Origin of the sequence: Neogemmobacter tilapiae (genome assembly GCF_014652215.1) — a bacterium.
GTDB lineage: Bacteria > Pseudomonadota > Alphaproteobacteria > Rhodobacterales > Rhodobacteraceae > Neogemmobacter > Neogemmobacter tilapiae.
This window is the reverse complement of record NZ_BMYJ01000004.1, coordinates 171,659-193,695: the sequence shown is the minus strand read 5'-3', so window position 1 is coordinate 193,695 and position 22,037 is coordinate 171,659. Positions and strand designations below refer to the sequence as shown.

27 protein-coding genes and 1 tRNA gene are annotated in these 22,037 nt (G+C 63.7%); 17 read left to right on the top strand and 11 right to left on the bottom strand.

The features are described 5' to 3' along the window. Positions 1-169 precede the first annotated feature (169 nt). From IE095_RS07835 to IE095_RS07825, 3 genes are all read left to right on the top strand, one after another. The gene (locus IE095_RS07835; RefSeq protein ID WP_189411075.1) at positions 170-1,486 is read left to right on the top strand and encodes a reverse transcriptase family protein; all 1,317 of its coding nucleotides are present in this window, start codon (positions 170-172) and stop codon (positions 1,484-1,486) included. Between the two features lie 30 nt (positions 1,487-1,516). Beyond that, positions 1,517-3,172 carry an energy-dependent translational throttle protein EttA gene (ettA, locus tag IE095_RS07830; protein WP_189411074.1) on the top strand — a complete coding sequence of 552 codons (1,656 nt, stop codon included), beginning with the start codon at positions 1,517-1,519 and terminating at the stop codon, positions 3,170-3,172. 120 nt (positions 3,173-3,292) lie between these two features. After that, positions 3,293-3,454: a hypothetical protein gene (locus tag IE095_RS07825; RefSeq protein WP_189411073.1), complete on the top strand. Its 162-nt coding sequence runs from the start codon at positions 3,293-3,295 to the stop codon at positions 3,452-3,454. Positions 3,455-3,459: 5 nt separating this feature from the next. On the opposite strand, the gene IE095_RS07820 is transcribed toward IE095_RS07825, so the two are convergent. From IE095_RS07820 to glyA, 3 genes are read right to left on the bottom strand one after another with little or no spacing between them, the layout of a single operon-like run. Then, positions 3,460-3,915, bottom strand: coding sequence for a universal stress protein (locus tag IE095_RS07820; protein ID WP_189411072.1), 456 nt, complete (start codon positions 3,913-3,915; stop codon positions 3,460-3,462). 56 nt (positions 3,916-3,971) lie between these two features. Further along, positions 3,972-4,550, bottom strand: a complete 579-nt coding sequence (locus IE095_RS07815; RefSeq protein WP_189411071.1) for a hypothetical protein — start codon at positions 4,548-4,550, stop codon at positions 3,972-3,974. Between the two features lie 8 nt (positions 4,551-4,558). Next, positions 4,559-5,863, bottom strand: coding sequence for a serine hydroxymethyltransferase (glyA, locus tag IE095_RS07810; protein WP_189411070.1), 1,305 nt, complete (start codon positions 5,861-5,863; stop codon positions 4,559-4,561). A 96-nt stretch (positions 5,864-5,959) separates the two neighbouring features. On the opposite strand from glyA, the gene IE095_RS07805 reads away from it, so the two are divergent. Continuing rightward, positions 5,960-6,826, top strand: coding sequence for a LysR family transcriptional regulator (locus IE095_RS07805; protein ID WP_189411069.1), 867 nt, complete (start codon positions 5,960-5,962; stop codon positions 6,824-6,826). On the opposite strand, the gene IE095_RS07800 is transcribed toward IE095_RS07805, so the two are convergent. The 5 genes from IE095_RS07800 to IE095_RS07780 form a co-directional block, all read right to left on the bottom strand. After that, positions 6,817-7,800, bottom strand: coding sequence for an aldo/keto reductase (locus IE095_RS07800; RefSeq protein ID WP_189411068.1), 984 nt, complete (start codon positions 7,798-7,800; stop codon positions 6,817-6,819). The genes IE095_RS07805 and IE095_RS07800 overlap by 10 nt on opposite strands. A 203-nt stretch (positions 7,801-8,003) precedes the next feature. After that, positions 8,004-8,708, bottom strand: a complete 705-nt coding sequence (deoD, locus tag IE095_RS07795) for a purine-nucleoside phosphorylase (RefSeq protein WP_189411067.1) — start codon at positions 8,706-8,708, stop codon at positions 8,004-8,006. A 62-nt stretch (positions 8,709-8,770) separates the two neighbouring features. Then, positions 8,771-9,112, bottom strand: coding sequence for a hypothetical protein (locus tag IE095_RS07790; RefSeq protein WP_189411066.1), 342 nt, complete (start codon positions 9,110-9,112; stop codon positions 8,771-8,773). Positions 9,113-9,178: 66 nt separating this feature from the next. Continuing rightward, positions 9,179-9,823: a GntR family transcriptional regulator gene (locus tag IE095_RS07785; protein WP_189411065.1), complete on the bottom strand. Its 645-nt coding sequence runs from the start codon at positions 9,821-9,823 to the stop codon at positions 9,179-9,181. Then, positions 9,820-10,506: a M48 family metallopeptidase gene (locus tag IE095_RS07780; protein WP_189411064.1), complete on the bottom strand. Its 687-nt coding sequence runs from the start codon at positions 10,504-10,506 to the stop codon at positions 9,820-9,822. Before IE095_RS07780 ends, IE095_RS07785 begins: the two co-directional genes overlap by 4 nt. 122 nt (positions 10,507-10,628) lie before the next feature. Here IE095_RS07780 and IE095_RS07775 point away from each other — a divergent pair, with 122 nt between their 5' ends. After that, positions 10,629-10,961, top strand: coding sequence for a TIGR02300 family protein (locus IE095_RS07775; protein ID WP_189411063.1), 333 nt, complete (start codon positions 10,629-10,631; stop codon positions 10,959-10,961). A gap of 136 nt (positions 10,962-11,097) precedes the next feature. After that, positions 11,098-11,173: transfer RNA gene (locus IE095_RS07770), tRNA-Ala, on the top strand. Between the two features lie 269 nt (positions 11,174-11,442). Here IE095_RS07770 and phnF read toward each other — a convergent pair. Beyond that, the gene (phnF, locus tag IE095_RS07765) at positions 11,443-12,180 is read right to left on the bottom strand and encodes a phosphonate metabolism transcriptional regulator PhnF (protein WP_189411062.1); all 738 of its coding nucleotides are present in this window, start codon (positions 12,178-12,180) and stop codon (positions 11,443-11,445) included. 116 nt (positions 12,181-12,296) lie between these two features. Here phnF and phnG point away from each other — a divergent pair, with 116 nt between their 5' ends. The 8 genes from phnG to phnN are packed head-to-tail and all read left to right on the top strand — an operon-like array spanning position 12,297 to position 17,697. Next, positions 12,297-12,734 carry a phosphonate C-P lyase system protein PhnG gene (gene phnG / locus IE095_RS07760; protein ID WP_189411061.1) on the top strand — a complete coding sequence of 146 codons (438 nt, stop codon included), beginning with the start codon at positions 12,297-12,299 and terminating at the stop codon, positions 12,732-12,734. Further along, positions 12,734-13,297 carry a phosphonate C-P lyase system protein PhnH gene (phnH, locus tag IE095_RS07755; protein ID WP_189411060.1) on the top strand — a complete coding sequence of 188 codons (564 nt, stop codon included), beginning with the start codon at positions 12,734-12,736 and terminating at the stop codon, positions 13,295-13,297. Before phnG ends, phnH begins: the two co-directional genes overlap by 1 nt. Next, positions 13,297-14,373: a carbon-phosphorus lyase complex subunit gene (locus tag IE095_RS07750; protein ID WP_189411059.1), complete on the top strand. Its 1,077-nt coding sequence runs from the start codon at positions 13,297-13,299 to the stop codon at positions 14,371-14,373. Before phnH ends, IE095_RS07750 begins: the two co-directional genes overlap by 1 nt. Continuing rightward, entirely contained in the window at positions 14,370-14,876 is a 507-nt protein-coding gene (locus IE095_RS07745; protein WP_308428880.1) for an endonuclease domain-containing protein, read from the top strand. Before IE095_RS07750 ends, IE095_RS07745 begins: the two co-directional genes overlap by 4 nt. Then, the gene (locus IE095_RS07740) at positions 14,873-15,715 is read left to right on the top strand and encodes an alpha-D-ribose 1-methylphosphonate 5-phosphate C-P-lyase PhnJ (protein ID WP_189411057.1); all 843 of its coding nucleotides are present in this window, start codon (positions 14,873-14,875) and stop codon (positions 15,713-15,715) included. The genes IE095_RS07745 and IE095_RS07740 overlap by 4 nt, the downstream gene beginning before the upstream one ends. Continuing rightward, the gene (gene phnK, locus IE095_RS07735) at positions 15,712-16,488 is read left to right on the top strand and encodes a phosphonate C-P lyase system protein PhnK (protein WP_189411056.1); all 777 of its coding nucleotides are present in this window, start codon (positions 15,712-15,714) and stop codon (positions 16,486-16,488) included. Before IE095_RS07740 ends, phnK begins: the two co-directional genes overlap by 4 nt. Before the next feature lie 4 nt (positions 16,489-16,492). Beyond that, a complete protein-coding gene (gene phnL / locus IE095_RS07730; protein WP_189411055.1) occupies positions 16,493-17,176 on the top strand; it encodes a phosphonate C-P lyase system protein PhnL in 684 nt (227 codons plus the stop codon). Next, complete coding sequence (gene phnN / locus IE095_RS07725) at positions 17,173-17,697, top strand: phosphonate metabolism protein/1,5-bisphosphokinase (PRPP-forming) PhnN (protein ID WP_189411054.1); 525 nt, start codon at positions 17,173-17,175, stop codon at positions 17,695-17,697. Before phnL ends, phnN begins: the two co-directional genes overlap by 4 nt. On the opposite strand, the gene IE095_RS07720 is transcribed toward phnN, so the two are convergent. Beyond that, entirely contained in the window at positions 17,679-18,350 is a 672-nt protein-coding gene (locus IE095_RS07720; RefSeq protein ID WP_189411053.1) for a DUF1045 domain-containing protein, read from the bottom strand. The two genes, phnN and IE095_RS07720, sit on opposite strands and share 19 nt — an antisense overlap. A 95-nt stretch (positions 18,351-18,445) precedes the next feature. Between IE095_RS07720 and IE095_RS07715 the strand changes: the two genes are divergently transcribed. The 3 genes from IE095_RS07715 (at position 18,446) to IE095_RS07705 (ending at position 21,385) form a co-directional block, all read left to right on the top strand. Beyond that, positions 18,446-19,585, top strand: a complete 1,140-nt coding sequence (locus tag IE095_RS07715) for an alpha-D-ribose 1-methylphosphonate 5-triphosphate diphosphatase (protein WP_189411052.1) — start codon at positions 18,446-18,448, stop codon at positions 19,583-19,585. Between the two features lie 127 nt (positions 19,586-19,712). Then, a complete protein-coding gene (locus IE095_RS07710; RefSeq protein ID WP_189411051.1) occupies positions 19,713-20,630 on the top strand; it encodes a sulfite exporter TauE/SafE family protein in 918 nt (305 codons plus the stop codon). Next, complete coding sequence (locus IE095_RS07705) at positions 20,630-21,385, top strand: TIGR02186 family protein (protein ID WP_189411050.1); 756 nt, start codon at positions 20,630-20,632, stop codon at positions 21,383-21,385. Before IE095_RS07710 ends, IE095_RS07705 begins: the two co-directional genes overlap by 1 nt. Positions 21,386-21,584: 199 nt before the next feature. Here IE095_RS07705 and IE095_RS07700 read toward each other — a convergent pair whose 3' ends face one another. Further along, on the bottom strand, positions 21,585-21,974 hold the full coding sequence (locus IE095_RS07700) for a DUF3995 domain-containing protein (RefSeq protein ID WP_229804622.1): 390 nt from the start codon (positions 21,972-21,974) through the stop codon (positions 21,585-21,587). Positions 21,975-22,037: the final 63 nt, after the last annotated feature.

Genomic DNA, 22,037 nt, shown 5'->3' with positions numbered 1-22,037 from the left:
CAGATCGCCCCCTAAGGTTGAACCAAGGCGCGGGTTCAAGGGGTGGAGCGATCCACAGGGCCGGGGCTTCCCCGGCCAGACGATCCCAGTTGGAACATTCGACGCGTGGAACTCCCTGGGCCTTACCCAGAGCTTTCCACGCAGGACAGGAAAGGTTGAACCCGCGCCGATGCTCTCCTTGCACGTCTTGCTGCCCTTGGCCCATCGGCTGGCCAATCAGCCTTGGGACCAGCCCCTTCTGGCGGCCTGCCTCCGATCCTATCTTCCGCCCCCCTTGAACCGACAAGCCAACCGGCTGGCGAACCGCCTGATCAAAGACTTTCCCGGCACAACCGCCCCCGACGCCCAGCAGATAGCCAAGGCCCTTGGCCAAACCACCACCGCCGCCCGGCTCGCCACCCTTGCGCGGCAACAAACCCGCCCGCCAAGCCCTGACCTGAACCCACCCCATTTCCGGCCAAACCCGGCATTGCATATCCCCGCGATCCCCGTCATGGAAACGATCCCCGACCTCGCCTTCTGGCTTGGCCTGACCGAGGATCAACTGACCCGCTTTGCCGACCTTCGTGGCCTTTCCGCCCGCTCCCACCCGGAATTTGGTAGCCATTACCGCCAACATCTGATCCCCAAATCCGATGGCACCCTCCGCCTGATCGAAGAGCCAAGACCTTTCCTGAAACGCCTCCAGCGCCGCATCCTGACCGGCCTTTTGAACCACGTCCCACCCCACCCCGCCGCCCATGGCTTTCGCCCCGGCCATTCTGTCCTCACCGCCGCACGCGCCCATGCGGGCGAACAGATCGTCCTCCGCTTTGACCTCCGCCATTTCTTTGCCAGCATCACCATCGCCCGCGTCTATGGCCTGTTTCGCACCATGGGCTATCCTGCCACCATCGCCCGCCCCTTGGCGGGCCTGACCACCGCCATCACCCCGACCGAGGTTCACAAGACACCCCATCTCGCCGGGGCCGAACTCTTCGCCGCACGCCACTTGCCCCAGGGTGCCCCCACATCCCCCGCGCTGGCCAATCTGGCCGCTTGGTTCCTTGATCTCCGCCTCGCCGGCCTCGCCCGGAGCGTGAACGCCCAATACACCCGCTATGCCGATGATCTGACCTTTTCCGGCGACCGCCGCATCGCCCCCGTCCTTCTCGATGCCCTGCCCCACATCATCACCGAAACCGGCTTTCGACTGAACCTCTCAAAGACCCGCATCATGCCCGCCCATCAGCGCCAGACGGTCACGGGCCTGACCGTCAATCGGCACCTGAACCTGCCCCGCGATCAGTATGACCGCCTCAAGGCCACCATCCATCACCTGACCTGCCCGGACGATCCCCGCCGCCAAGACCCGGCCTTTCTGGCGCAGTTGTCAGGCCGCATCACTTGGGCCGAACAGGCCAACCCTCATCGCGGGGCCAAACTGCGTGAGGCCTTGGCCGCAGCACTTGAACGATTGCCCCCGCCCCCCATTTCCCCTATCTGAAGCCAAAATTCCCTCCCCCGGAGTGCCCCGATGGCCAGCTATCAATACGTCTATCACATGGACGGCGTTTCCAAAACCTATCCCGGTGGCAAGAAATGCTTTGAAAACATCAAGTTGAACTTCCTTCCCGGCGTCAAGATCGGCGTGGTTGGTGTCAACGGCTCGGGGAAATCCACCCTGATGCGCATCATGGCCGGAATCGACAAAGACTTTCAGGGTGAGGCTTGGGCCGCCAAAGGCGCCACCGTCGGCTATCTGCCGCAGGAGCCGAACCTGGATCCTGCGCTCGACGTGCGCGGCAATGTCAAGCTGGGCGTCGCCGCGAAACAGGCGAAACTCGACCGCTATAACGAACTCGCCATGAACTATTCGGACGAAACCGCCGAAGAAATGGCCGCCCTGCAAGACCAGATTGATGCCGAGAACCTTTGGGACCTCGACAGCCAGATCGACATCGCGCTCGAGGCCCTGCGCTGCCCGCCCGATGATGCCAATGTGGAAAACCTGTCGGGCGGCGAACGCCGCCGCGTGGCTTTGTGCAAGCTGCTGCTGGAAAAGCCCGACATGCTGCTTTTGGACGAACCGACCAACCACTTGGACGCTGAATCCATCGCCTGGCTGCAACAGCACCTGATCGACTATGAAGGCACGATCCTGATCGTGACCCACGACCGCTATTTCCTGGATGAAATCACCAGCTGGATTCTGGAACTGGAGCGCGGCCGGGGCATCCCCTACGAGGGCAACTATTCCTCTTGGCTCGACCAAAAAGCCAAACGCATCATGCAAGAGGCGCGTGAGGACAAGGCCAAGCAAAAGGTTCTGGAAAAGGAACTGGAATGGATCCGCGCCGGGGCCAAGGCCCGTCAGGCGAAATCCAAGGCCCGGATCGCCAAATACAACGAAATGGCCGGCCAGACGGTGCGCGAACGCGCGACAACGGCGCAGATCATCATCCCGAACGGCGAACGGCTGGGCGGCAAGGTGATCGAGGTGACGGGGCTGAAAAAGCATATGGGCGACAAGCTCTTGATCGAAGACCTGTCCTTCACCATCCCGCCGGGCGGCATTGTCGGCGTCATCGGGCCGAACGGTGCAGGGAAATCAACCCTGTTCCGCATGATCACCGGGCAGGAAAAGCCAGATGAGGGCACGATTGTCCTGGGCGATACCGTGCAGCTTTCCTATGTCGACCAATCGCGCGACGCACTGGATCCGAACAAGACCGTCTGGGAAGAAATCTCCGAAGGGTTGGAGGTGATCCACTTAGGCGACTTTGAAATGAACTCCCGCGCCTATTGCGGGGCCTTCAACTTCAAGGGCGGCGATCAACAGAAAAAGGTGGGCCTCCTGTCCGGCGGTGAACGCAACCGCGTGCATATGGCGAAACTTCTGCGCTCGGGCGGCAACGTCCTCTTGCTTGACGAACCGACCAACGATCTCGACGTCGAAACCTTGCAAGCCCTGGAAGCCGCCATCGAAGAATTCGCCGGCTGCGCCATCATCATCAGCCACGACCGCTTCTTCCTCGACCGGCTTTGCACCCATATTCTCGCCTTCGAAGGCGACGCCCATGTCGAATGGTTCGAGGGCAACTTTGAGGCCTATGAAGAAGACAAGGTCCGCCGCCTGGGCCCGGATTCGATCGAACCGAAACGGGTCAAGCATAAGAAGTTCACGCGCTGATTGGCACGGGGGTGGCTTGGTCCACCCCCCACCCCGCATCAAACGCCCGTCCATCACGCCGCCTTGCCCCAGCCCGCCAAATGGCGCATGAGGCCCGAAAGACATACGGAAGGGTTCACCATGGACTACAGCAAATCGGGCGGCCCCAAGACCGCCAAAAATCCCACCCGCCACCAAGAGGGCAAACCCTCCGGCAAGGCCAAGCCCCCCGGCGGCCGCCTTTCGAAACAAGAACTGCTGGCCCGTATGAAAGCCGCAACCGAGGCGAAAAAGCCCGTCTAGATCGATCAGGTAATCGCCTCCAGCCGCTCCTTGCTCATATCCCCCGGCACAATGGTCAACGGAATCGGCAGCGTTCCTGCACTGCGCGACAGTTGCGTCACCAGCGGGCCGGGGCCCGACTTGTCCGACCCTGCACCCAGCACCAGAACGCCGATGTCGGAATCATCCCGCACCTGAGCCAGAATTTCGGCCAACGGATCGCCTTCCCGCACCACCAGCTCGGGGTTGACCCCCTGCTTGTCCCGCATCCATTTCGCAAAAACCTCGAAATGCGCCTCAATCCGCTCCCGCGCCTCGGCCCGCATCAGATCGGCAATCCCGATCCAGGTTCGAAATTCGTCGGGCGGGATGATCGACAGGATCTGAACCCCCCCGCCGGTATGGGCCGCCCGCATCGCGGCAAAGCGCATGGCATTCAGGCATTCGCGGGTGTCGTCCAGCACGACAAGGAACTTGCGCATAATATTCTCCCCTGTGCCCCGATAGTGACCCAAGGTATCGCGACTGGCAACGGGGGTCAGGCTTTCGGCGGGTTATAGCGGCTGGCTGTCCAGATATCGTCCACCGCGCTCACCTTGGTATCCATCCACCCAGCCCCCCGCATCGCCACACGGATGGTCGCATCGGAAGGATCAGCCCCCTTGCCCTTGCGATGCAGGCACCAGACGGGCACCGTCAAACCCGGTAACACACCCAGCAACCGCGCCAGATCATCGGCACCTTGCAAAGGGGCCAGCAAAAGCCGCGCCTGATCCAAAGGCACCGTCGGTTCGGGCAAGACCACCGCATCGGGCAGCCCCACGCCCAAAACCGCACAGCCGGGACCAAGCCCCAGCCTTTCCGCCAACGATGGCAAAGGCTTGTCCAAGGCCCTCACCCAGGCCTCGGCCTCTTTTTCCCCCAACGCCAAGGTCACAGGCCCCAACGTCGTTTGCAGCGAAAGCATCCCGCCGTCACGCCCCCAACCCAATAAGGCCTCGCGGGCGATCCGCCCCTTGACCTCTCCCCGCAGGATCAAGGCTTCCCGCTCAAGGATGGCGCGGGTCACGCCATCATGGCCGTTCCACTGGCAATGCCCCTCGGCCTCGCGCCCCATAGGCCCTCCTAGCTCAGCACATAATGCATCCCTTGGAAGGTTTCCCGCAAGGCCCGCGTCCGCGCCGCCACCCCTTCGGGCGCATTCGACCGCAGCCCTTCCGCCATCAGCGCCGCCAAGGCCGGGGCATCCGCCGGCGTCACCCCCCGCCGCACCAATTCCGGCGTGCCGATCCGCAGCCCGTTCAGATCCCCCGGAACAGGCGCAATCGGCAGACCAATGCCGCAGGCCAGAAACCCGGCCTTGCGCAAAGTTTTCGACGCCGCCTGCCCCCCGCCAAAGCCTGCCGCCTCAATCGCAAACTGATGGCTCCGCGTGCCGCCCTTGTCGGCCCCAAACACTGGCAGGCCCAAAGCCGTCAATTCCCGCGCCAAGGCCTGCGCCAGATCGACCATCGCCTTGGCATAATCCGGCCCAAAAGCCACCCAATCCATCAGCGCAATCGCCAAACCCGCCACCCGCCCGGCATCAAAATTCGCCGTCAGCCCCGGAAAGGCAATCGCATCCAAGCGTTCGGCAATGTCCGCGTCATTCGTCACGATCAAGCCGCCCGCCGGGCCGCCCAAGGATTTATAGGTGCTCATCGTCATCAGATGCGCCCCCTGTTCCAAGGGGTTCGGCCAAGCCCCGCCCGCGATCATCCCGCATTGATGGGCGGCATCGAACAGCACCATCGCCCCCACCTCATCGGCAATCGCGCGCACCTCGGCCACCGGATGCGGGAACAGGTTCAAACTGCCCCCCACTGTGATGATCTTGGGCCGGACTTTCTGCGCCAAGGCCCGCAGCGCCGGAATGTCAAAAGTATAGCCATCGGCATCAATCGGCGCGTCATGCGTGATCAGGCCATACAGCCCCGCACAGCCCGCCTTGTGGTGCGTCACATGCCCGCCCACGGTGCCCGGCGGCGCGATGATCGCATCGCCGGGCTTCGCAAGCGCCATAAACCCATAAAGATTTGCCAAAGCCCCGGACGCCACCCGCACCTCGGCGAATTTCGCGTTGAACACCTGTGCCGCCAGTTCGGCGCAAATCACCTCGATCTCTTCGATCGCCTCCAGCCCCATTTCATATTTATCACCCGGATAGCCCAAGGATGGACGGCTGCCCAATCCCCCCGATAGCGCCGCCTCGGCTCGGGGATTCATCACATTCGTCGCCGGGTTCAGGTTGAAACAGGCGTGGTCGTGGATGTCGCTGTTCGCGCGGATCAGCGCCTCCACCCGCTCCGCTGTCAGCGGCCCTTGGGCCAGACGCTGAACATAGGCTTCGACGGGGGCGGTTACCCAAAGGCGGGGGGCAAGATGCGGCATGGTTTGTCCTTTCCGGTTTGGATCAGCATGGTGCTCGGCCCTCTTGCGCACAAATCAGTTTTGCGAAAAATTAGGGTCAGAAATTCTGAGGGTCAAATGCCCGTCTCACCCCCCATCCCAAAACTGCCGCCTTTGCGTGCCCTGCGTGCTTTTGAATCCGCCGGGCGCTTGGGCAGTTTTGCCGCCGCCGCCAGCGAACTCGGCGTGACGCCGGGGGCCGTGACTGCGCTGATCAAGGGGCTTGAGGCGGACTTGGGCGCCCCCCTTTTCACCCGCCAACCGCGCGGCGTTGAACTGACGGCGCTGGGGGCCGAAACCTTGGCCGCCTTTACCGCCGCTTTCGACGCTTTGGGTCTGGCCACCCGCGCCCTGTGGTCCAGCGCCGCCCCGCGCGCCGTCCATATCGCGACCCTGCCTGCCATCGCCCAGCTTTGGCTCTCGCCCCGCCTGCCCGCTCTGCGCAGCCTTGCCCCCGACATTGCCATTTCCATCACCGCGATGGAGGCCCCGCCGAACCTGAAGCGCAGCCCGCATGACCTGTGCCTGTTCTTCAGCGACGGGCCGGGGCAGGTGATTGCCTCCGATGTGATCTATCCCGTCTGCGCCCCGTCGCTGGCCCCGCGCCTGCAAAGCCCCGATGATCTGGCGCATGTTCCTTGCCTGACGGATTCCGCTTGGGATCAGGACTGGCCCCGCTGGCTGGCCGCCGCAAACACAAGGATCACCCCACGCGGCCCGATCTTTTCGCTTTATGCGCTGGCACTGGAAGAGGCGCTGAACGGCGCGGGCGTTCTGATCGGCCACCACCCCCTCGTCGCTCCGCATCTGGAAAGCGGACGACTTGTTGCGCCTTTTGCCTTGCGCCTGCCGGTGAAGCCCCCATTGCGCCTGTGGTCCGCAAGGCCCCTTGAAAAGGGCCATGCGGCGCGGCGCGTGGCCGACCGGCTGACGGGTCAGGAATAGCGTTCCACGGTCCGCGCCTGATCGTCGCTGTAACGGTCGCCATGCGCCCAGCCCCTTGGCAGCAAACGCTCGATCTCGGCGCGATCTTCCCCTGTCAGGTTCAGCCGATCCGCCCCATCCCAATCTGCAACATGTGCTGCGATGCGCGTGCCCGGTATGGGAATCAAATGATCCCCCTGTGCCAACACCCAAGCCAAGGCCAGCGCCGGAACCGAAACGCCCCGCGCCGCTGCCAAGGTGCGGAAGCCGTCCAGCCGCTGCTGGTTCAGCGCCCAATCCCGGCCCTGAAAGCGCGGAATGGACAGGCGGAAGTCACCGGGTTCCAAAACCGCCACATCAAAGGCGTCGCGTCCCAAGGCCCCCCGCGCCAAGGGTGAAAACGGCACGAAGGCCACGCCCAGTTCCGCGCAGGCCGCGATCAGCCCCAGTTCCGGCTGCCGGGTCCAAAGCGAATATTCGTTCTGCACCGCGCGGACGGGATGCACCGTATGGGCGCGACGCAGAGTGCCGGGCGAAATTTCCGACAGGCCATAGCCGCCAATTTTCCCCTCGCGGATCAGGGCCGCCATGGTCTCGGCCAGTTCCTCGGGTGGGCAGGCCGGGTCACGGCGATGGGCATAGAACAGATCGACATGATCCACCCCCAGACGCCGCAAGGATCCTTCCAATTCCGCCCGCAAATGCGCCGCCGAATTGTCCACCCGCCGCGGCGGCCCGTTCACGAAAGCCGCTTTCGTCGCCAGAACAGGGCGATGGCCGCGCGTGCGCATCCATTCGCCAATGACGCTTTCGGAAATGCCCATGCCGTAGACATTCGCCGTGTCAAAAAGGGTAATCCCCTGATCCCAGGCCTGATCCATCGCCCGAAGACTTGCGTTGCTGTCCGTCGCCCCGAAAATTCCGCCAAAGGACAAACAGCCCAAGCCGATCGCCGAAACCATCGGGCCATCCGCGCCCAGTTGTCGTTGCTGCATAAGATCCATCCTTTTCCTTGGGGGCAGGCAATAGACCCCCACGAATCGGTCTGGTCAAGCCCGCATCAGGGGCAAAGCCTTCGCCTTTTGGCCTTCAAATCTGCTCTTCAAAAATATCCTCAGGGGAGGGCCGTAGGCCCGTGGGGGCGGATAGCCCCCGCCGTATCAAGGAGGCTCGATGCCTCCTTGATACGGTTGCTGTTTCAGGCAAACGCCGCTTCCAGCGCGATTTCCACCATTGCGCCAAAACTCGTCTCGCGCTGGTCGGCGGGCAGGGCCTCGCCCGTGATCAGATGGTCGCTGATCGTCAGGATCGCCAGCGCCCGACGGCCATAGCGCGCGGCCAGCGTGTAAAGCTCTGCCGCTTCCATTTCGACGCAGAGGGTGCCGTGGCGGGTCAGTTCCTTGTTCAGGTCGGGGCGTTCGTCATAGAAGACATCTGACGAATAAATCCCGCCGACATGCACCGGCACTTCCCGTGCCAAAGCCACCCGATGCGCCGCCGATAGCAACCCGAAGTCAGCGACCGGCGCATAGTTCATTTCCCGCAAGATCAGCCGCGACGGCGACCCCGCCGTCGACGCCGCCTGGGCCAGCACCACATCCCGCACCTTGACGTTTTCCTGCATGGCCCCGGCCGAACCGATGCGGATCAAGGTCTGCGCGCCGTAATCTTTGATCAGTTCATTGGCGTAGATCGACAGCGAGGGCATGCCCATGCCGGACCCGTGAATCGTGACGCGGTTGCCCTTGTAGGTGCCGGTAAAGCCCAGCATCCCGCGCACCTCGTTCACCAGCACCGGGTTTTCCAGATACTTCTGCGCCGCCCAGCGGGCCCGGTAGGGGTCGCCCGGCAGCAGCACGGTTTCGGCAATATCGCCCGGTTTTGCCCCGATGTGAAAGGTCATGGCTCTGTTCCCTCGCTGAATTTGACCGCAAGGCTAGGCGGAAACGCGGCGAAACGGAAGGGTCAGGTGGGCCAGCGTCGGGCGTTCGGGCAGGCCTGCCGTAAGGACAGCGCCGGAACCTGTTTCCGTGACAAGGCCAGCGCGCAGGCCGGCCCCATCGGACAGCCGGCACACGCCGCCAGCCTTGCCGCATAATCGGACGCATCTTGCCGCAGGCGCGACATGCTGATCCCCTCGGCCCGCGCCATCGCCGCAAGGCGGTCAGGAACATCCGGTGATGCGCAGACCAATGCTTTCAACAGACCGCGGCTCAGACCTTCCTTTGCCATGGCCTGCCCAAGATCGACAACGGCCTGCCGCTCTTCGCGCCGATGCCGCAGGAAGTTTCTGATCCGTTCCTCCATCGCCCCACCCTCCCCTTTCGTACCGGGAAGGTTGCACGCGCCGTGCACGCTTTGCCTTGATGCAAGTCAACTGGCCAGATGCCGCAAGCCCTGCGTCACATCGGTCCGCACCGCGAGCCGCAGCCCCGCCTCATCCCCAGCGCGCAGAGCGGCCAAGATCAGACGATGGTGCTGGGGCGGCTCGTTCCGACGCAGACGCGCATATAAGGCCCGCATCGTTGGCCCCAATTGAAGCCAGACTGTCTCCAGAATCGCCAGCATCGCGGGCGACTGGGCGCGTAGATAAAGCGTGCGGTGAAATTCAAGATTGGTGCGGACATAGGCCACCGCATCGCCCTTGGCCACCGCCTCGGCATTGGCCGTATTGATGGCCGCCAGCCGGTCGATCAGCGCGAAATGCGCCCGTGGCAGGGCGCGGCTGGCGAGTTCTGGTTCCAGCAGCGCGCGGATCGAGGCGAGTTCCTCAATTCGATCCGGCGTCAACGCCGGCGTGCTGACCCGCCCCGAGGAGGACATGGTCAGCGCCCCCTCGGCCACCAATCGCCGCACGGCCTCGCGCACGGGGGTCATCGACACGCCATATTGCTTGCCCAAGCCCCGCAAGGTCAGGGCCTGACCGGGGGCCAATTCGCCGTGCATCACCTGCGTCCGCAGAGTACGATACAGCCGTTCGTGGGCCGCCGCCTGATCAGAAGGGCGAGGCGCGTTCATATGGTGAACTGCCAGGCATGCAGGCCGGAGCCATGCGTCTTGAGCCAGCGTCTTGGGGCTTCCCATCCCGGGTAAAGGCGATCCACCACCGCCCAGAAGGCCGGGGAATGGTTCATCTGGTCCAGATGCGCGACCTCATGCGCTGCGACATAGTCCAGCACTTCGGCGGGCGCGAGAATCAGCCGCCAAGAATACATCAGCCGTCCGTCGATGGTGCAGGACCCCCAACGCGAGCGGGTGTCGCGCAGCGCAAGGCTGGTGTAGCCGCGCCCCAGCATGGCCGCATAGCGATCCGAAGCCTCGGCCAGCCGATCCCTGGCCTGAACCATGGCCCAGGCCCGCACACGCGCCCCAACGCGTGCGGCATCGCCGGGCACCAAAAGCAGGTCCCCGTCGATCCGCACGGAACGGCCGGGGCCGGTGGCAAGTGTCAGGCGCTGTCCCTGATAGGGCAAGACAGCTCCCAGCGTGACGATCTGGCCCGTGGCGACCCGTGACAGGGCCCGCCGCAGCCAATCCTCTTGCGCGCGCAGAAAGCCCAAGGCGTCGCTTTCCCGCGCCCGCAGCGGCATGGTCAGCGTCACCCGACCATCGGCTTGCCCAACCCGCAGCGAGAAACGCCGCGCGCGAGCCGTCCGGCGCAGGGTCACATCCACATCGGGCAGGCCGGGCAGTGCGGGCATCTTTCCCCCTTGAAAACTGTCGCCAGCATAGCCATCTGCCCCCCGGCCACAAGAAGGCCTTTGACAGTGCCCCCAGCCTATGGCAAGGGGCGCGCCTGTTACCGAAATCACGGGGATTCGACATGCCCAATCCTGAATGGGGAACCAAGCGTATCTGCCCGACGACCGGCAAGCGCTTTTACGACCTGAACCGCACGCCTGTCGTCAGCCCCTATACGGGCGAGATCGTCGATATTGAAAGTGCCCGCCGCAAGCTGGCCGCTGCCGTTATCTCGCGCACCGTTCCGGAACGGGATGATGTTCTGGTGGACGATCTGGACACCGATGATGATCTGCTGGAAGCCACGGCCGGCGACGACGCCGATCTGGACGATGAGTTGCTGGAAGACGACGCGGACGACAACGTTTCGCTGGACGATTTGGCCGACGTGCCGGCCGACGGCGAAGACGTCTGATTGCCGTGGATGGGCCATTGGCCCATCCAAAAAAAGCCGGGGGGAAATGTGCTTTTTCCGCTTGCACGCCCCCTAGGCTTTGACTAGAGACACGCACACCCAAGGGCGACAAAAGATCGCCGCCCAACGGCCCGGTGGGGTCATAGCTCAGATGGGAGAGCGCTTGAATGGCATTCAAGAGGTCGGGAGTTCGATCCTCCCTGGCTCCACCAAACAAAACCTGAAAAAGGACAGTTAGATGTCCCTTTGGGGCAGAGGTCTGTCCATGTTGTTGAAAAACTTGTCTTGATAAATTGGTTGTTGCGTTGGCTGCTGAAGAGGCTGAAGCTTGCGTTTCTTTTCTGCCCTCCGCACAAGGCAACGACGCCACCAAGCAATCGTCGGAAGCGGACATTGGACTATGCCCGGGCGGCGGGTAGCGAAAGCGCTTGGAACCAATGCAGTGGCGTGGGCACCTTGGTGACAGACCAAGGCTCTGCATTCATTTCACCCAAGTTCCGGCCGACAGCAAGGGCTCAGTGACCATCAAACTGATGCGATCTCCGGCGAACCAAGTCGTGCCATATTCCACTGTGCGACCATCGCTGCCGATGTTTATCGCCACCGTCCGCAAAATGGGCGCGCCTTGGACCAGTTGCAAAGCGTTGGCCAAAAGGGCGTCGGCCAATTTTGCTGTGACGCGGGTTTCCGCGCGCGTGTAGTCAGCGACACCTTCAGCCCCAAGAGCTGCCGTAATCGACCCTGTCATTTGCAGATGGGCCAAAAGACCCGGCAAGTGATCGGCGGGAAACACGGATCGGAACGAGGCCAAGGGCACACCGTCGGCCAGCGAGACACCTTCGACGACATGAACGGCGGCCCCTTGACCCAGCCCAAGGGCCTTGGCCTCTTTATCCTTGGCCGGGCGAGTTTCCATGCGGGTGAAACGGCGCGAGGGCAATCGGCCTTGAGCGGCGAGGTTCTGGTGAAATCGAACCCGGCGGCCGATAGCATATTCGGCGGGTTTGGCGGTGATGAAGACACCAGCGCCGCGCCGGGCATGAACCAGACCAGTTCCGGCCAGATCCGCAAGGGCACGGCGGATGGTGTGCCGGTTTACGCCAAAACGGTTGGCCAGTTCCGCCTCGGTCGGGAGTTTGGCTGTGGGGGGATAAAGCCCCTCCAGAATCTCGCCACGCAGACTGTCGGCAATCGAACGCCAAAGCGGGGAACGGCTCATGCACGCCTCTGTCACCAAAGTTTCACGCGATAAAGGTTGAGCCCCGCGCGGATTCAGCCTATCACTTGTCTAGTTGTATAGGGGTTTAGACAACTCCGCAAGTTGTCGAGGACAGAATGACCGAACAGCCCGATCTGGCACGCAAAGGGTGGATGTCCCTGCTGGCCAAAGCGCCCGCCGCAAGGCTGGCCGAACTGTTCCCGAACCTTCCACCGCATGATGTGCTGCGCGCCCCCGAATGCGGTGCTGTGATGGTGCAGGGCCGCATCGGTGGCACGGGCGCGCCCTTCAATCTGGGCGAAATGACCGTGACGCGGTGCAGCGTGGTGCTGGCGGATGGCCAAGTGGGCCATGCTTGGGTGCAGGGCCGGGACAAATCCCATGCCCAGCGCGCCGCCGTGCTGGACGCGCTTTTGCAAAGCGGCGCGGCCGATGCACAGTTGCAGGTTCTGGATGTTCTCGCCGCCGAGGCAGGCCTAGCGAAAACCGCCCGCGCCACCAAGGCCGCCGCAACAAAGGTCGATTTCTTCACCATGGTCCGAGGAGAAGACTGATGAACATCGCCCTCACCGGCGGCTTCGCCGATCCCGCCCGCGATGCCGCGCATGCCTTCCGCGCCGTGACGGAAGCGATGGCCCGTCCCGGCATGATCCTGACCGTCACGGGGGCCAACCCGCCCAGAATTTCCGCCGCCGCAGGCATCACGCTGCTGACGCTTTGCGACACCACCACCCCCCTGCATCTGGCAGGCGCGACTGACACAGCAGAACTGCGCGACTGGATCGCCTTTCACATCGGCGCGCCCCTGGTCACAGCAGAAAAGGCCGCCTTTGCCTTGGGTGATTGGCGCAGCCTTCAACCCATAGACCGCTTCCCTCAAGGCCTGCCCGACTATCCCGACCGCTCCGCCACCCTGATCGTCGAGATGGAAAGCCTCTCAAACCAAGGCCCCCGCCTCACCGGACCCGGCATCCAGCATCACGCCCATCTGTCCCTGCCCGAAACCGCCGCCTTCCGCGCCAATGCCGCCCTTTTTCCCTTGGGTCTGGATTTCATTCTGACCAGCGGTGACCAGCTCGCCGCCTTGCCCCGCACCAGCCGCGTGGAGGACAACTGATGTATGTCGCCGTCAAAGGTGGTGAAAAGGCCATCGACAACGCCCATGCTTGGCTCGCCGAGGAACGCCGGGGCGACCCTTCCGTGGCCGAACTCTCCGTCCCGCAAATCCGCGAACAGTTGAAACTGTCGGTGAACCGGGTCATGGCCGAAGGCTCACTTTACGACCCCGACCTCGCCGCGCTGGCGATCAAGCAATCGCGCGGCGATCTGATCGAGGCAGTGTTTCTGATCCGCGCCTACCGCACCACCCTGCCGCGCTTTGCCGCCTCAAACCCCGTAGAAACCGCCAAAATGGCGGTGGATCGTCGCATCAGCGCCACCTTCAAAGACCTGCCCGGGGGGCAAATCCTGGGGCCGACTTTTGATTACACCCACCGCCTGCTCGACTTCAAACTGATGGCCGAAGGCGAGCTGCCAACCGCCCCCACCGCCCCCGCCAGTGGCGAGGCTGTGCCGCATGTGACGGGGCTTTTGGCGCAGGGCGGGCTGATCCAACCCGAACCCCAGACCGATGAAATGCCCCCCGATCTGACCCGCGAACCCTTGGAACTCCCCGCCAACCGCGCCCTGCGCCAACAGGCGCTGACGCGCGGGGACGAAGGGTTCGTCCTGTCCCTCGCCTATTCCACCCAGCGCGGCTATGGCCGCACCCATGCCTTCGTCGGCGAATTGCGCATTGGTCGGGTCGGCGTGTCGGTCAACATCCCCGAACTGGGTTTTGCGGTCGAGATTGGTGAAATCGAACTGACTGAATGCGAAACGGTGAACCAATTCACCGGCTCAAAAACCGAACCCCCGCAATTCACCCGCGGCTATGGCCTTGTGCTGGGCCAGTCCGAACGCAAGGCGATTTCCGTCAGTCTGGTCGACCGCGCCCTGCGTTGGGCGGAACTGGGCGAGGATTTCATCGGCGCTCCGGCGCAGGATCAGGAATTCGTGCTGAGCCATTGCGACAATGTGCAGGCGACGGGCTTTCTGGAACACATCAAACTGCCGCATTACGTGGATTTTCAGGCCGAGTTGGAACTCATCCGTCGCCTGCGGTCTGAGGCGATAGCCGAGGCGGCGGAATGATCGTGGCACCTTCCCCCCTCACCCTAGCCCTCTCCCCCGGGGGGAGAGGGGATGGCGTTGCACCGGACGAACGGCGGCCAGCATTAACCCCGCGCTTACCAGTTCTGCGCCACGATCCCCACCGGGCGCATTCCCCTCTCCCCTCGGGGGAGAGGGGCAGGGTGAGGGGGCCGATGCAGCAAAGCGAGCTATACAAAGCACGTGCGCGAGAACTGCGCCAGAACATGACCGATGCCGAACGCCTGCTCTGGTATCACCTGCGCGCCCATCGCTTCATGGGCCTTTCCGTGCGCCGCCAAGCCCCCATCGGCCCCTATATCGCCGCCTTGCTCATCCCGGCCCACCGCCTCATCCTCGAAGCCGACGGCAGCCACCACAGCCCAACAACCGACCACCACCGCGATGCCCATCTGCGCGCCCTCGACTTCCGCACCATCCGCTTTTCCAACCAAGACATCCTGCCCGGCTGCCTCGCCCGGCTGGCCGAGGAAATCCGACCATGACCGATCAAGCCTACAACTTCGCCTATCTCGATGAACAAACCAAGCGCATGATCCGACGCGCCATCCTCAAGGCCCTCGCCATCCCCGGCTATCAGGTGCCCTTTGCCAGTCGCGAAATGCCCATGCCCTATGGCTGGGGCACCGGCGGTGTGCAGGTCACCGCCGCCTGCCTGACCCCAGAGGACCGGCTCAAGGTCATCGACCAGGGTTCCGACGACACCACCAACGCCGTCTCCATCCGCAAGTTCTTTCAGCGCACTGCAGGCGTCGCCATCACCGAAAAGACCGCTGAGGCCACCCTCATCCAAACCCGCCACCGCATCCCCGAAACCGCCCTGACCCAAGGCCAGATCCTCGTCTATCAAGTCCCCATCCCCGAACCCCTCCGCTTTATCGAACCGCGTGAGACCGAGACCCGCAAGATGCATGAGCTGGAAGAATACGGCCTGATGCACGTCAAGCTTTACGAAGACATCGCCCGCCACGGCCAGATCGCCACCTCCTATGCCTATCCGGTGAGGGTCGAGGGCCGCTATGTGATGGACCCATCCCCCATCCCCAAATTCGACAACCCGAAACTCGGTGGCAACGCCGCCATCCAACTGTTTGGCGCAGGTCGCGAACAGCGCATCTATGCCCTGCCGCCCTATACCGATGTGGTCTCGCTCGATTTCGACGACCACCCCTTTACCGCCACCAAAGCCGATCACGGCTGCAACATCTGCGGCTCTATCCACAGCTATCTGGATGAGGTGATCACCGATGATCAGGGCGGGCGGATCTTTGTCTGCTCTGACACTGATTTCTGCGCCGAACGTCAACAAGGGACCGCCGCATGAACGCCTTCAGCAAACCCGACACCCCACTGTTCCGTGTCGAAAACCTGACAAAATCCTATGGCCCCCGCATCGGCTGCGCCGATGTGTCCTTTGACTTATATCCGGGTGAGGTTCTGGGCATCGTCGGCGAAAGCGGTTCCGGCAAATCCACCCTCCTGTCCTGCCTCGCCGGGCATCTGACCCCCGACCGGGGCCAGATCACCTATGACGGCCGCAACACCCTGTCCATGGCCGAGGCCGAGCGCCGCAAACTTGCCCGCACCGACTGGGCCTTTGTCCACCAGAATCCCCGCGACGGCCTGCGCATGGGGGTTTCGGCGGGCGGCAATGTCGGTGAACGTCTCATGGCCGTCGGCGCGCGCCATTATGGCGACATTCGCGCCCAGGCGCTGGATTGGCTGGGCCGCGTCGAAATCGCGGGCGACCGCATCGACGACCGCCCCCGCGCCTTTTCCGGCGGCATGCAGCAACGCCTGCAAATCGCCCGCAATCTGGTGACCGGCCCGCGCCTTGTCTTCATGGATGAACCCACCGGCGGTTTAGATGTCTCGGTGCAGGCCCGCCTGCTTGACCTGCTGCGCGGGCTGGTCCGTGACCTTGGCCTTTCGGTGATCATCGTCACGCATGATCTGGCCGTGGTCCGCCTGCTGGCCCATCGGCTGATGGTGATGAAGGGTGGCTTTGTCGTCGAACAGGGCCTGACGGATCAAGTGCTGGACGATCCGCAGCATGGCTACACCCAGCTTCTCGTGTCATCCGTGTTGCAGGTCTAGCGCCATGATCCACATCGACAACCTCTCCAAAGCCTTCACCCTGCACAATCAGGGCGGCACTGTCCTGCCCGTCATGGCGGGGGCCGGACTCACCGTCGCCCCCGGCGAATGTGTCGGCCTCACCGGCCAATCCGGCGCGGGAAAATCCACCCTCATGCGCATGGTCTATGGCAACTACCTTGCCAACGGCGGCCAGATCCTTGTCGGCCATCTGGATGTGGCCCAAGGCACCCCGCGCCAGATCATCACCCTGCGCCGCGAAACCCTTGGCTATGTCAGCCAATTCCTTCGCGTCGTCCCCCGCGTGCCCACCCTTGATGTCGTGGCCGAACCGCTGCTCGCCTTGGGCACGCCCCCCGACACAGCCCGCGCAAGGGCCGCCGATCTGCTCACCCGCCTCAACATCCCCGAACGGCTTTGGTCCCTGTCGCCCACTACCTTTTCCGGCGGCGAACAACAGCGCGTCAACATCGCCCGCGGCTTTGCCCATCCCTATCCCGCCCTCTTGCTGGATGAACCCACCGCCAGCCTTGACGCCACCAACCGCGCGGTGGTTCTGGCGCTGATCGACGAGGCGAAAGCCCGTGGCGCGACCATCCTTGGCATCTTTCACGACGAAGGTGCCCGCGCCCAGGTTTGTGATAGGCTGGTCGATGTCACAGGCTTCACACCGGGGTTGGCCGCATGATCTTTGCCATTGTCGGACCCTCAGGTGCTGGAAAGGACACGCTGATCGCGGGGGCCTTGGCGCAACGGCCCGACCTGCGGCTGGTGCGCCGCGTCATCACCCGGCCCGACACCGCCGGCGGTGAACCGCATGAGGGCTGTTCGGAGGCTGAATTTGAACTCCGCCGCCAAGCGGGCGATTTCGCGCTGAACTGGCGGGCGCATGGCCTGCATTACGGCATCCCCAAGGCCCAGCTTTCCGGCGGCGGCACAGTTTTGTTCAACGGCTCCCGCGCCGGTTTGGCGCTGGCGATGGAACGCCTGCCCGGCCTGCGCGTGGTGCTGATCACCGCCCCCGTCAGCGTGCTGGCGGCCCGGTTGGCGGAACGTGGGCGCGAAACTGCGGCCGACATTCGCGCAAGGCTGGAACGGGCGGGGTTTGACCTGCCGCCGGGGATCAAGGCCGATATGGTGATCAACGACGGCCCCTTGGAACGGGGCGTCGCGCGGCTGTTGGCCGCGCTTCAGCCGGTCAGGGCATAGCGGTGCAGCAGATGGAATTTGCCCACCGCATCCTCGCCAAACAGGCACAGGTCTTCGATCACAAAGGGCAGGGGCAAAACCGGGGCGAAATGCGCCGCCACAAGCGGCGCAACCTGCACCGGGTTCTGCAACTGATCCGTCAGGGTCAGGTGGAACTGGAATTCCTCGAACACATAGGGATAGCCCCATTCCGCAAGCAATTCCCGCTGCCGCGGCGTCAGGCTTTCCGGGCGACGCTTGGCCAGTTCCGCCGCATTCAGGGCCGCGCGCAAAGGATTGGTGGCCATGACCACCTCCTCCGCCAAGGCGCGCAAACCCCTGACATCCCCCACCGGCGTCAGCGCCAAAAACCCATGCAGGTTTTCCAAGGCCAGGCCTTCGCAGACGCAAGGGGCCAAACGCCGCGCCAGACCGGCCACCGCATCCTCGACCGCCTCCTGCCCGACAACAGCCCGAAATGGCGCGCGGATCGTGCCGTGAAAGCCGTATTTGCGCGGCGCTTGGGTGATGCTTGCCACATCCAAACCACCCACATCCGGCTGATCTACAGCCCGGCCCGTCGCCACATCATAGCCCAGCCAAGCGGCGGCCTGATCGGCGAAAGCCCCCGCACGGGGCGCATAATAGACGGCATAACGTTTCATCTGTTCCATGGGGCGGGGCCTACCGACAAACTGTCACACCGATGTGACGCTTGCCCGCTAATCGACCCCTTCCCGCACCGGACCGCAAGACAGGACTTCTGATCATGACCGACACCATCCTCGCCAATGCCACCCTTGTCTTGCCACATGAGGTCCGCCAGGGCGCCCTCGTCCTCCGCGATGGCCGCATCGCCGAGATTCTGGACGGAACCGCCATCCCAGCGGGAGCCGTGGATTGCCAGGGTGATCTGGTCATGCCCGGCCTCATCGAACTCCACACCGACAATCTCGAACGCCACATCCAGCCCCGCCCCGGCGTCGATTGGCCACATCAGGCCGCCATCATCGCCCATGATGCTGAACTCTCCAGCGTGGGCATCACCACCGTTTTTGATGCCCTGCGCGTTGGTTCCGTTGTCAACAGCACCACCAACTATGGCGAATATGCCCGTGCTCTGGCCCATGAAATTCTGGACCTGCGCGCGAAAGATGCGCTCCGCATCAGCCATTTCCTGCATCTGCGCGCCGAAATCTGTTCCGAAACCCTTGTCGCTGAACTGGCCAAATTCGGCGACAAGGACCATATCGGCATCGTCTCGCTCATGGACCACACCCCCGGCCAGCGCCAGTTCCGCGACGTGTCGAAACTCAAGGATTACATCTGCGGCAAACACGGTCTGAACGACCGAGGCTTTCTCGACCATATCGCCTCCCAGCAGGCCATGCGCGCCCGTGTCGGCGACCTGCACGAGGCCACCGCCGTCGCCGAAACCCGCCGCTTTGGCGCGGTGCTGGCAAGCCATGACGACACCACTGCCGAACAGGTCGCCGTCAGCGCCGCCCATGGGGCCCATTTCGCCGAATTCCCCACGACGGTTGAGGCGGCGCGTGCCTGCCACACCCATGGCATCAAAGTCATGATGGGGGCCCCCAACCTCATTCGGGGCGGCAGCCATTCCGGCAATGTCGCGGCCAAGGATCTGGCGGAAATGGATCTGCTGGATATTGTGTCGTCCGATTACGTCCCCGCCGCCCTGCTGACCGCGGCGCTGTTCTTGGGCGATCTTTGGGGCGATGTGGCGCGCGGCATTTCCACCGTCACCGCCGCGCCCGCCGCGGCCACAGGCCTGACCGACCGGGGCCATCTGACCCTTGGCGCACGCGCCGATGTCATCCGCGTCACCCGCATCGGTCAAGCCTCCGCCCTGCGCGGCACCTGGGTCCGGGGCCAGCGCGTCGCCTAAACCCGCTGCACTGCGGCAAATGGGGAACGGTCGCGAATTAGTCCGCATCCGTCGCCTCAGGGGTTTGACAAGATTTCGGATCGGGCGCAGCCTGCAAAAAACGCGCCCGCCATAAGGCCGCCTGTCGATGCAGATCTACCTTCCCATTGCCGAAATTTCGGTGAATGCCTTCCTGCTTTTCGGCATCGGCGGCATCGTCGGCTTTTTGTCCGGCCTTTTCGGCGTCGGCGGCGGCTTTCTCATCACTCCCCTGCTCTTCTTCATGGGCATCTCCCCCGCCGTCGCCGTCGCCACCGGGGCCAATCAGGTCGTCGCTTCTTCCATTTCTGGCGTCCTCGCCCAGCTTCGCCGCAAGGCGGTCGATTTCCAGATGGGCAGCGTTTTGTTGGTCGGCGGCCTGCTGGGTTCCGGCGCGGGCATCTGGGTCTTCAGCGTCCTCAGCGCAGCCGGCCAGATCGACCTTTTCGTCCAGCTTTCCTACGTCCTTTTCCTAGGCCTTGTCGGGGCCTTGATGTTGCAGGAAAGCCTGCGGGCGATGTGGCGCACCCGCGCCGGTCAGCCCCCCCGCCGCGCGCATATCCACACCTGGGCCCACGGCCTGCCCTTCAAGATGAAGTTCCGCGCCTCTGGCCTTTACATCAGCATCGTCCCCCCCTTGGCCGTCGGGGCCTTGGTCGGCTTTCTGTCGGCCATCATGGGCGTCGGCGGCGGTTTCATCATGGTCCCCGCCATGATCTATCTGTTGGGCGTTCCCACCCGTGTTGTCGTCGGCACCTCGCTCTTTCAGATCATCTTTGTCGCCGGTTTCTCCACCGTCATGCATGCCATCACCAGCCAGTCGGTTGACCTGCTGCTGGCCCTCCTCCTGATCTTGGGCGGCGTCATCGGCGCGCAAATTGGTTCCCGTGTTGGCCTGCGCCTCCGTGCCGATCAGCTGCGCATTCTGCTGGCGCTTCTGGTGCTGGCCGTCGCCATCAAGATCGCCTTTGACCTGCTGCTCCGCCCGGATGAGATGTATTCCCTTTCCGTCACGGGGCTTTTGTGATGCGCCGCTGGCTCGCCCTCCTGTGCCTCATCGCCCTGCCCTGTCAGGCCGACGAAACCATCGTCGCAGGCCTCTCGCAGGCCAATGTTTCCATCACCACCGATTTTGTCGGCTCTGAAATCCTGATCTATGGCGCGGTCAAACGCGAAACCCCGGCACCCGAGGGGGCGCTTGAGGTGATCGTCACCGTCGAAGGCCCACCCGCCGAAATGACGGTCCGCCGCAAGGATTGGGTCTGGGGCATCTGGATCAACGACGCCGAAGTGGTGGTGGACCGCGCCCCGATCTTTTACGCCATCGCCACCACCGGGCGGTTGGAGGAGATCCTCTCTGAAACCGAAGACCTGCGCCACAAGATCAGCATCCCCCGCGCCATCCGCGCCGTCGGCACCACGGATGAGGCCGAAGGGTCCGACCTGTTTGTCGAGGCGCTGATCCGTCTGCGGGCGGCGCGCGGCAGCTATCTCGACAGCCAAGGCTCGGTGCGGCTGACCGAAGGCACCCTGTTCCGCACCGACATTGCCCTGCCATCGAACCTGACCGAAGGCGACTACCGCGTGCGCATTTTCCTGACGCGCGAGGGCCGCGTCGTCGACATGCTGGAACGCGGCATCCGCGTGCGCAAAGCGGGGCTGGAACAGTTCTTCACCCGCATGGCCCACGAACAGCCGCTGCTTTACGGCCTGCTCGCCCTGCTGATTGCGGGCTTGGCCGGTTGGGCCGCCTCGGCGGCGTTTCGGTTTATCAGGATTTAGCGGCCGTCAACGGTCGTTCAACGCGGGAAGGGCCGGGCCCGCCGCGGGTGGGCACCGAAACGGATCGTCTCCTTGATTTATGGCGCAATCCCGAACGACTTCACGCTTGCAGCCAAGGTCGCAATCGTGCCCGCCCGGGGGGCGGCGGGCACGGCCCGGCTGGTCGCCGGGCGGGACATGGGATCGGCGTGGTTCTAAGCTAAACCTCCAACAACCCCACCCCAATCGCCAGACCCAACGGCCCATAAAACGCCCGATCCAGCCGCGCAAAGGGCTGTTCCGGCACCAACCGCCGCCAGACCGGCGCATAACTCGCCAGCCCCCGCAGCAAAAACACCCCCGCCGCCGCCCGCAGCAACCAACCCCGCGCCGTAACATCCGGCCAATGGATCACACTGATCCCAAAAAGCAGCGCCACCACCACCAAAGCGCAAGGCACCGCCCCCGGCATCTCCACAATCCCCTTTGCCCCCACAACCGTTCGCGCCAAACGCGCCTCATCCCGAATGGGAAACCAAAAGCCAAAGCCCCACAGCAGATGCAACGCAGCAATCAGGCCAAGTGTCAGGGTCAACAACATCGCGATCATGGCCCGAAACTGGCAGGCCATAGGCAAAAGGGCAACCCACCCTTGCCCATACCCCCCTTGCCG

Excerpts from the sequence above, each read along its gene's own strand:
- glyA (WP_189411070.1), bottom strand. The coding sequence starts at position 5,863 with ATGCCGCATCTTGCCCCCCGCCTTTGGGTAACCGCCCCCGTCGAAGCC.
- IE095_RS07720 (WP_189411053.1), bottom strand. The coding sequence starts at position 18,350 with ATGGAACAGATGAAACGTTATGCCGTCTATTATGCGCCCCGTGCGGGG.
- IE095_RS07750 (WP_189411059.1), top strand. The coding sequence starts at position 13,297 with ATGTATGTCGCCGTCAAAGGTGGTGAAAAGGCCATCGACAACGCCCAT.
- IE095_RS07825 (WP_189411073.1), top strand. The coding sequence starts at position 3,293 with ATGGACTACAGCAAATCGGGCGGCCCCAAGACCGCCAAAAATCCCACC.
- IE095_RS07775 (WP_189411063.1), top strand. The coding sequence starts at position 10,629 with ATGCCCAATCCTGAATGGGGAACCAAGCGTATCTGCCCGACGACCGGC.
- phnL (WP_189411055.1), top strand. The coding sequence starts at position 16,493 with ATGATCCACATCGACAACCTCTCCAAAGCCTTCACCCTGCACAATCAG.
- IE095_RS07815 (WP_189411071.1), bottom strand. The coding sequence starts at position 4,550 with ATGGGGCGCGAGGCCGAGGGGCATTGCCAGTGGAACGGCCATGATGGC.
- IE095_RS07780 (WP_189411064.1), bottom strand. The coding sequence starts at position 10,506 with ATGCCCGCACTGCCCGGCCTGCCCGATGTGGATGTGACCCTGCGCCGG.
- phnF (WP_189411062.1), bottom strand. The coding sequence starts at position 12,180 with ATGAGCCGTTCCCCGCTTTGGCGTTCGATTGCCGACAGTCTGCGTGGC.
- IE095_RS07820 (WP_189411072.1), bottom strand. The coding sequence starts at position 3,915 with ATGCGCAAGTTCCTTGTCGTGCTGGACGACACCCGCGAATGCCTGAAT.
- ettA (WP_189411074.1), top strand. The coding sequence starts at position 1,517 with ATGGCCAGCTATCAATACGTCTATCACATGGACGGCGTTTCCAAAACC.
- deoD (WP_189411067.1), bottom strand. The coding sequence starts at position 8,708 with ATGACCTTTCACATCGGGGCAAAACCGGGCGATATTGCCGAAACCGTG.
- phnH (WP_189411060.1), top strand. The coding sequence starts at position 12,734 with ATGAACATCGCCCTCACCGGCGGCTTCGCCGATCCCGCCCGCGATGCC.
- IE095_RS07785 (WP_189411065.1), bottom strand. The coding sequence starts at position 9,823 with ATGAACGCGCCTCGCCCTTCTGATCAGGCGGCGGCCCACGAACGGCTG.
- IE095_RS07740 (WP_189411057.1), top strand. The coding sequence starts at position 14,873 with ATGACCGATCAAGCCTACAACTTCGCCTATCTCGATGAACAAACCAAG.
- IE095_RS07700 (WP_229804622.1), bottom strand. The coding sequence starts at position 21,974 with ATGATCGCGATGTTGTTGACCCTGACACTTGGCCTGATTGCTGCGTTG.
- IE095_RS07705 (WP_189411050.1), top strand. The coding sequence starts at position 20,630 with ATGCGCCGCTGGCTCGCCCTCCTGTGCCTCATCGCCCTGCCCTGTCAG.
- IE095_RS07710 (WP_189411051.1), top strand. The coding sequence starts at position 19,713 with ATGCAGATCTACCTTCCCATTGCCGAAATTTCGGTGAATGCCTTCCTG.
- IE095_RS07790 (WP_189411066.1), bottom strand. The coding sequence starts at position 9,112 with ATGGAGGAACGGATCAGAAACTTCCTGCGGCATCGGCGCGAAGAGCGG.
- IE095_RS07715 (WP_189411052.1), top strand. The coding sequence starts at position 18,446 with ATGACCGACACCATCCTCGCCAATGCCACCCTTGTCTTGCCACATGAG.
- IE095_RS07745 (WP_308428880.1), top strand. The coding sequence starts at position 14,370 with ATGATCGTGGCACCTTCCCCCCTCACCCTAGCCCTCTCCCCCGGGGGG.
- IE095_RS07835 (WP_189411075.1), top strand. The coding sequence starts at position 170 with ATGCTCTCCTTGCACGTCTTGCTGCCCTTGGCCCATCGGCTGGCCAAT.
- phnK (WP_189411056.1), top strand. The coding sequence starts at position 15,712 with ATGAACGCCTTCAGCAAACCCGACACCCCACTGTTCCGTGTCGAAAAC.
- phnN (WP_189411054.1), top strand. The coding sequence starts at position 17,173 with ATGATCTTTGCCATTGTCGGACCCTCAGGTGCTGGAAAGGACACGCTG.
- phnG (WP_189411061.1), top strand. The coding sequence starts at position 12,297 with ATGACCGAACAGCCCGATCTGGCACGCAAAGGGTGGATGTCCCTGCTG.
- IE095_RS07800 (WP_189411068.1), bottom strand. The coding sequence starts at position 7,800 with ATGCAGCAACGACAACTGGGCGCGGATGGCCCGATGGTTTCGGCGATC.
- IE095_RS07805 (WP_189411069.1), top strand. The coding sequence starts at position 5,960 with ATGCCCGTCTCACCCCCCATCCCAAAACTGCCGCCTTTGCGTGCCCTG.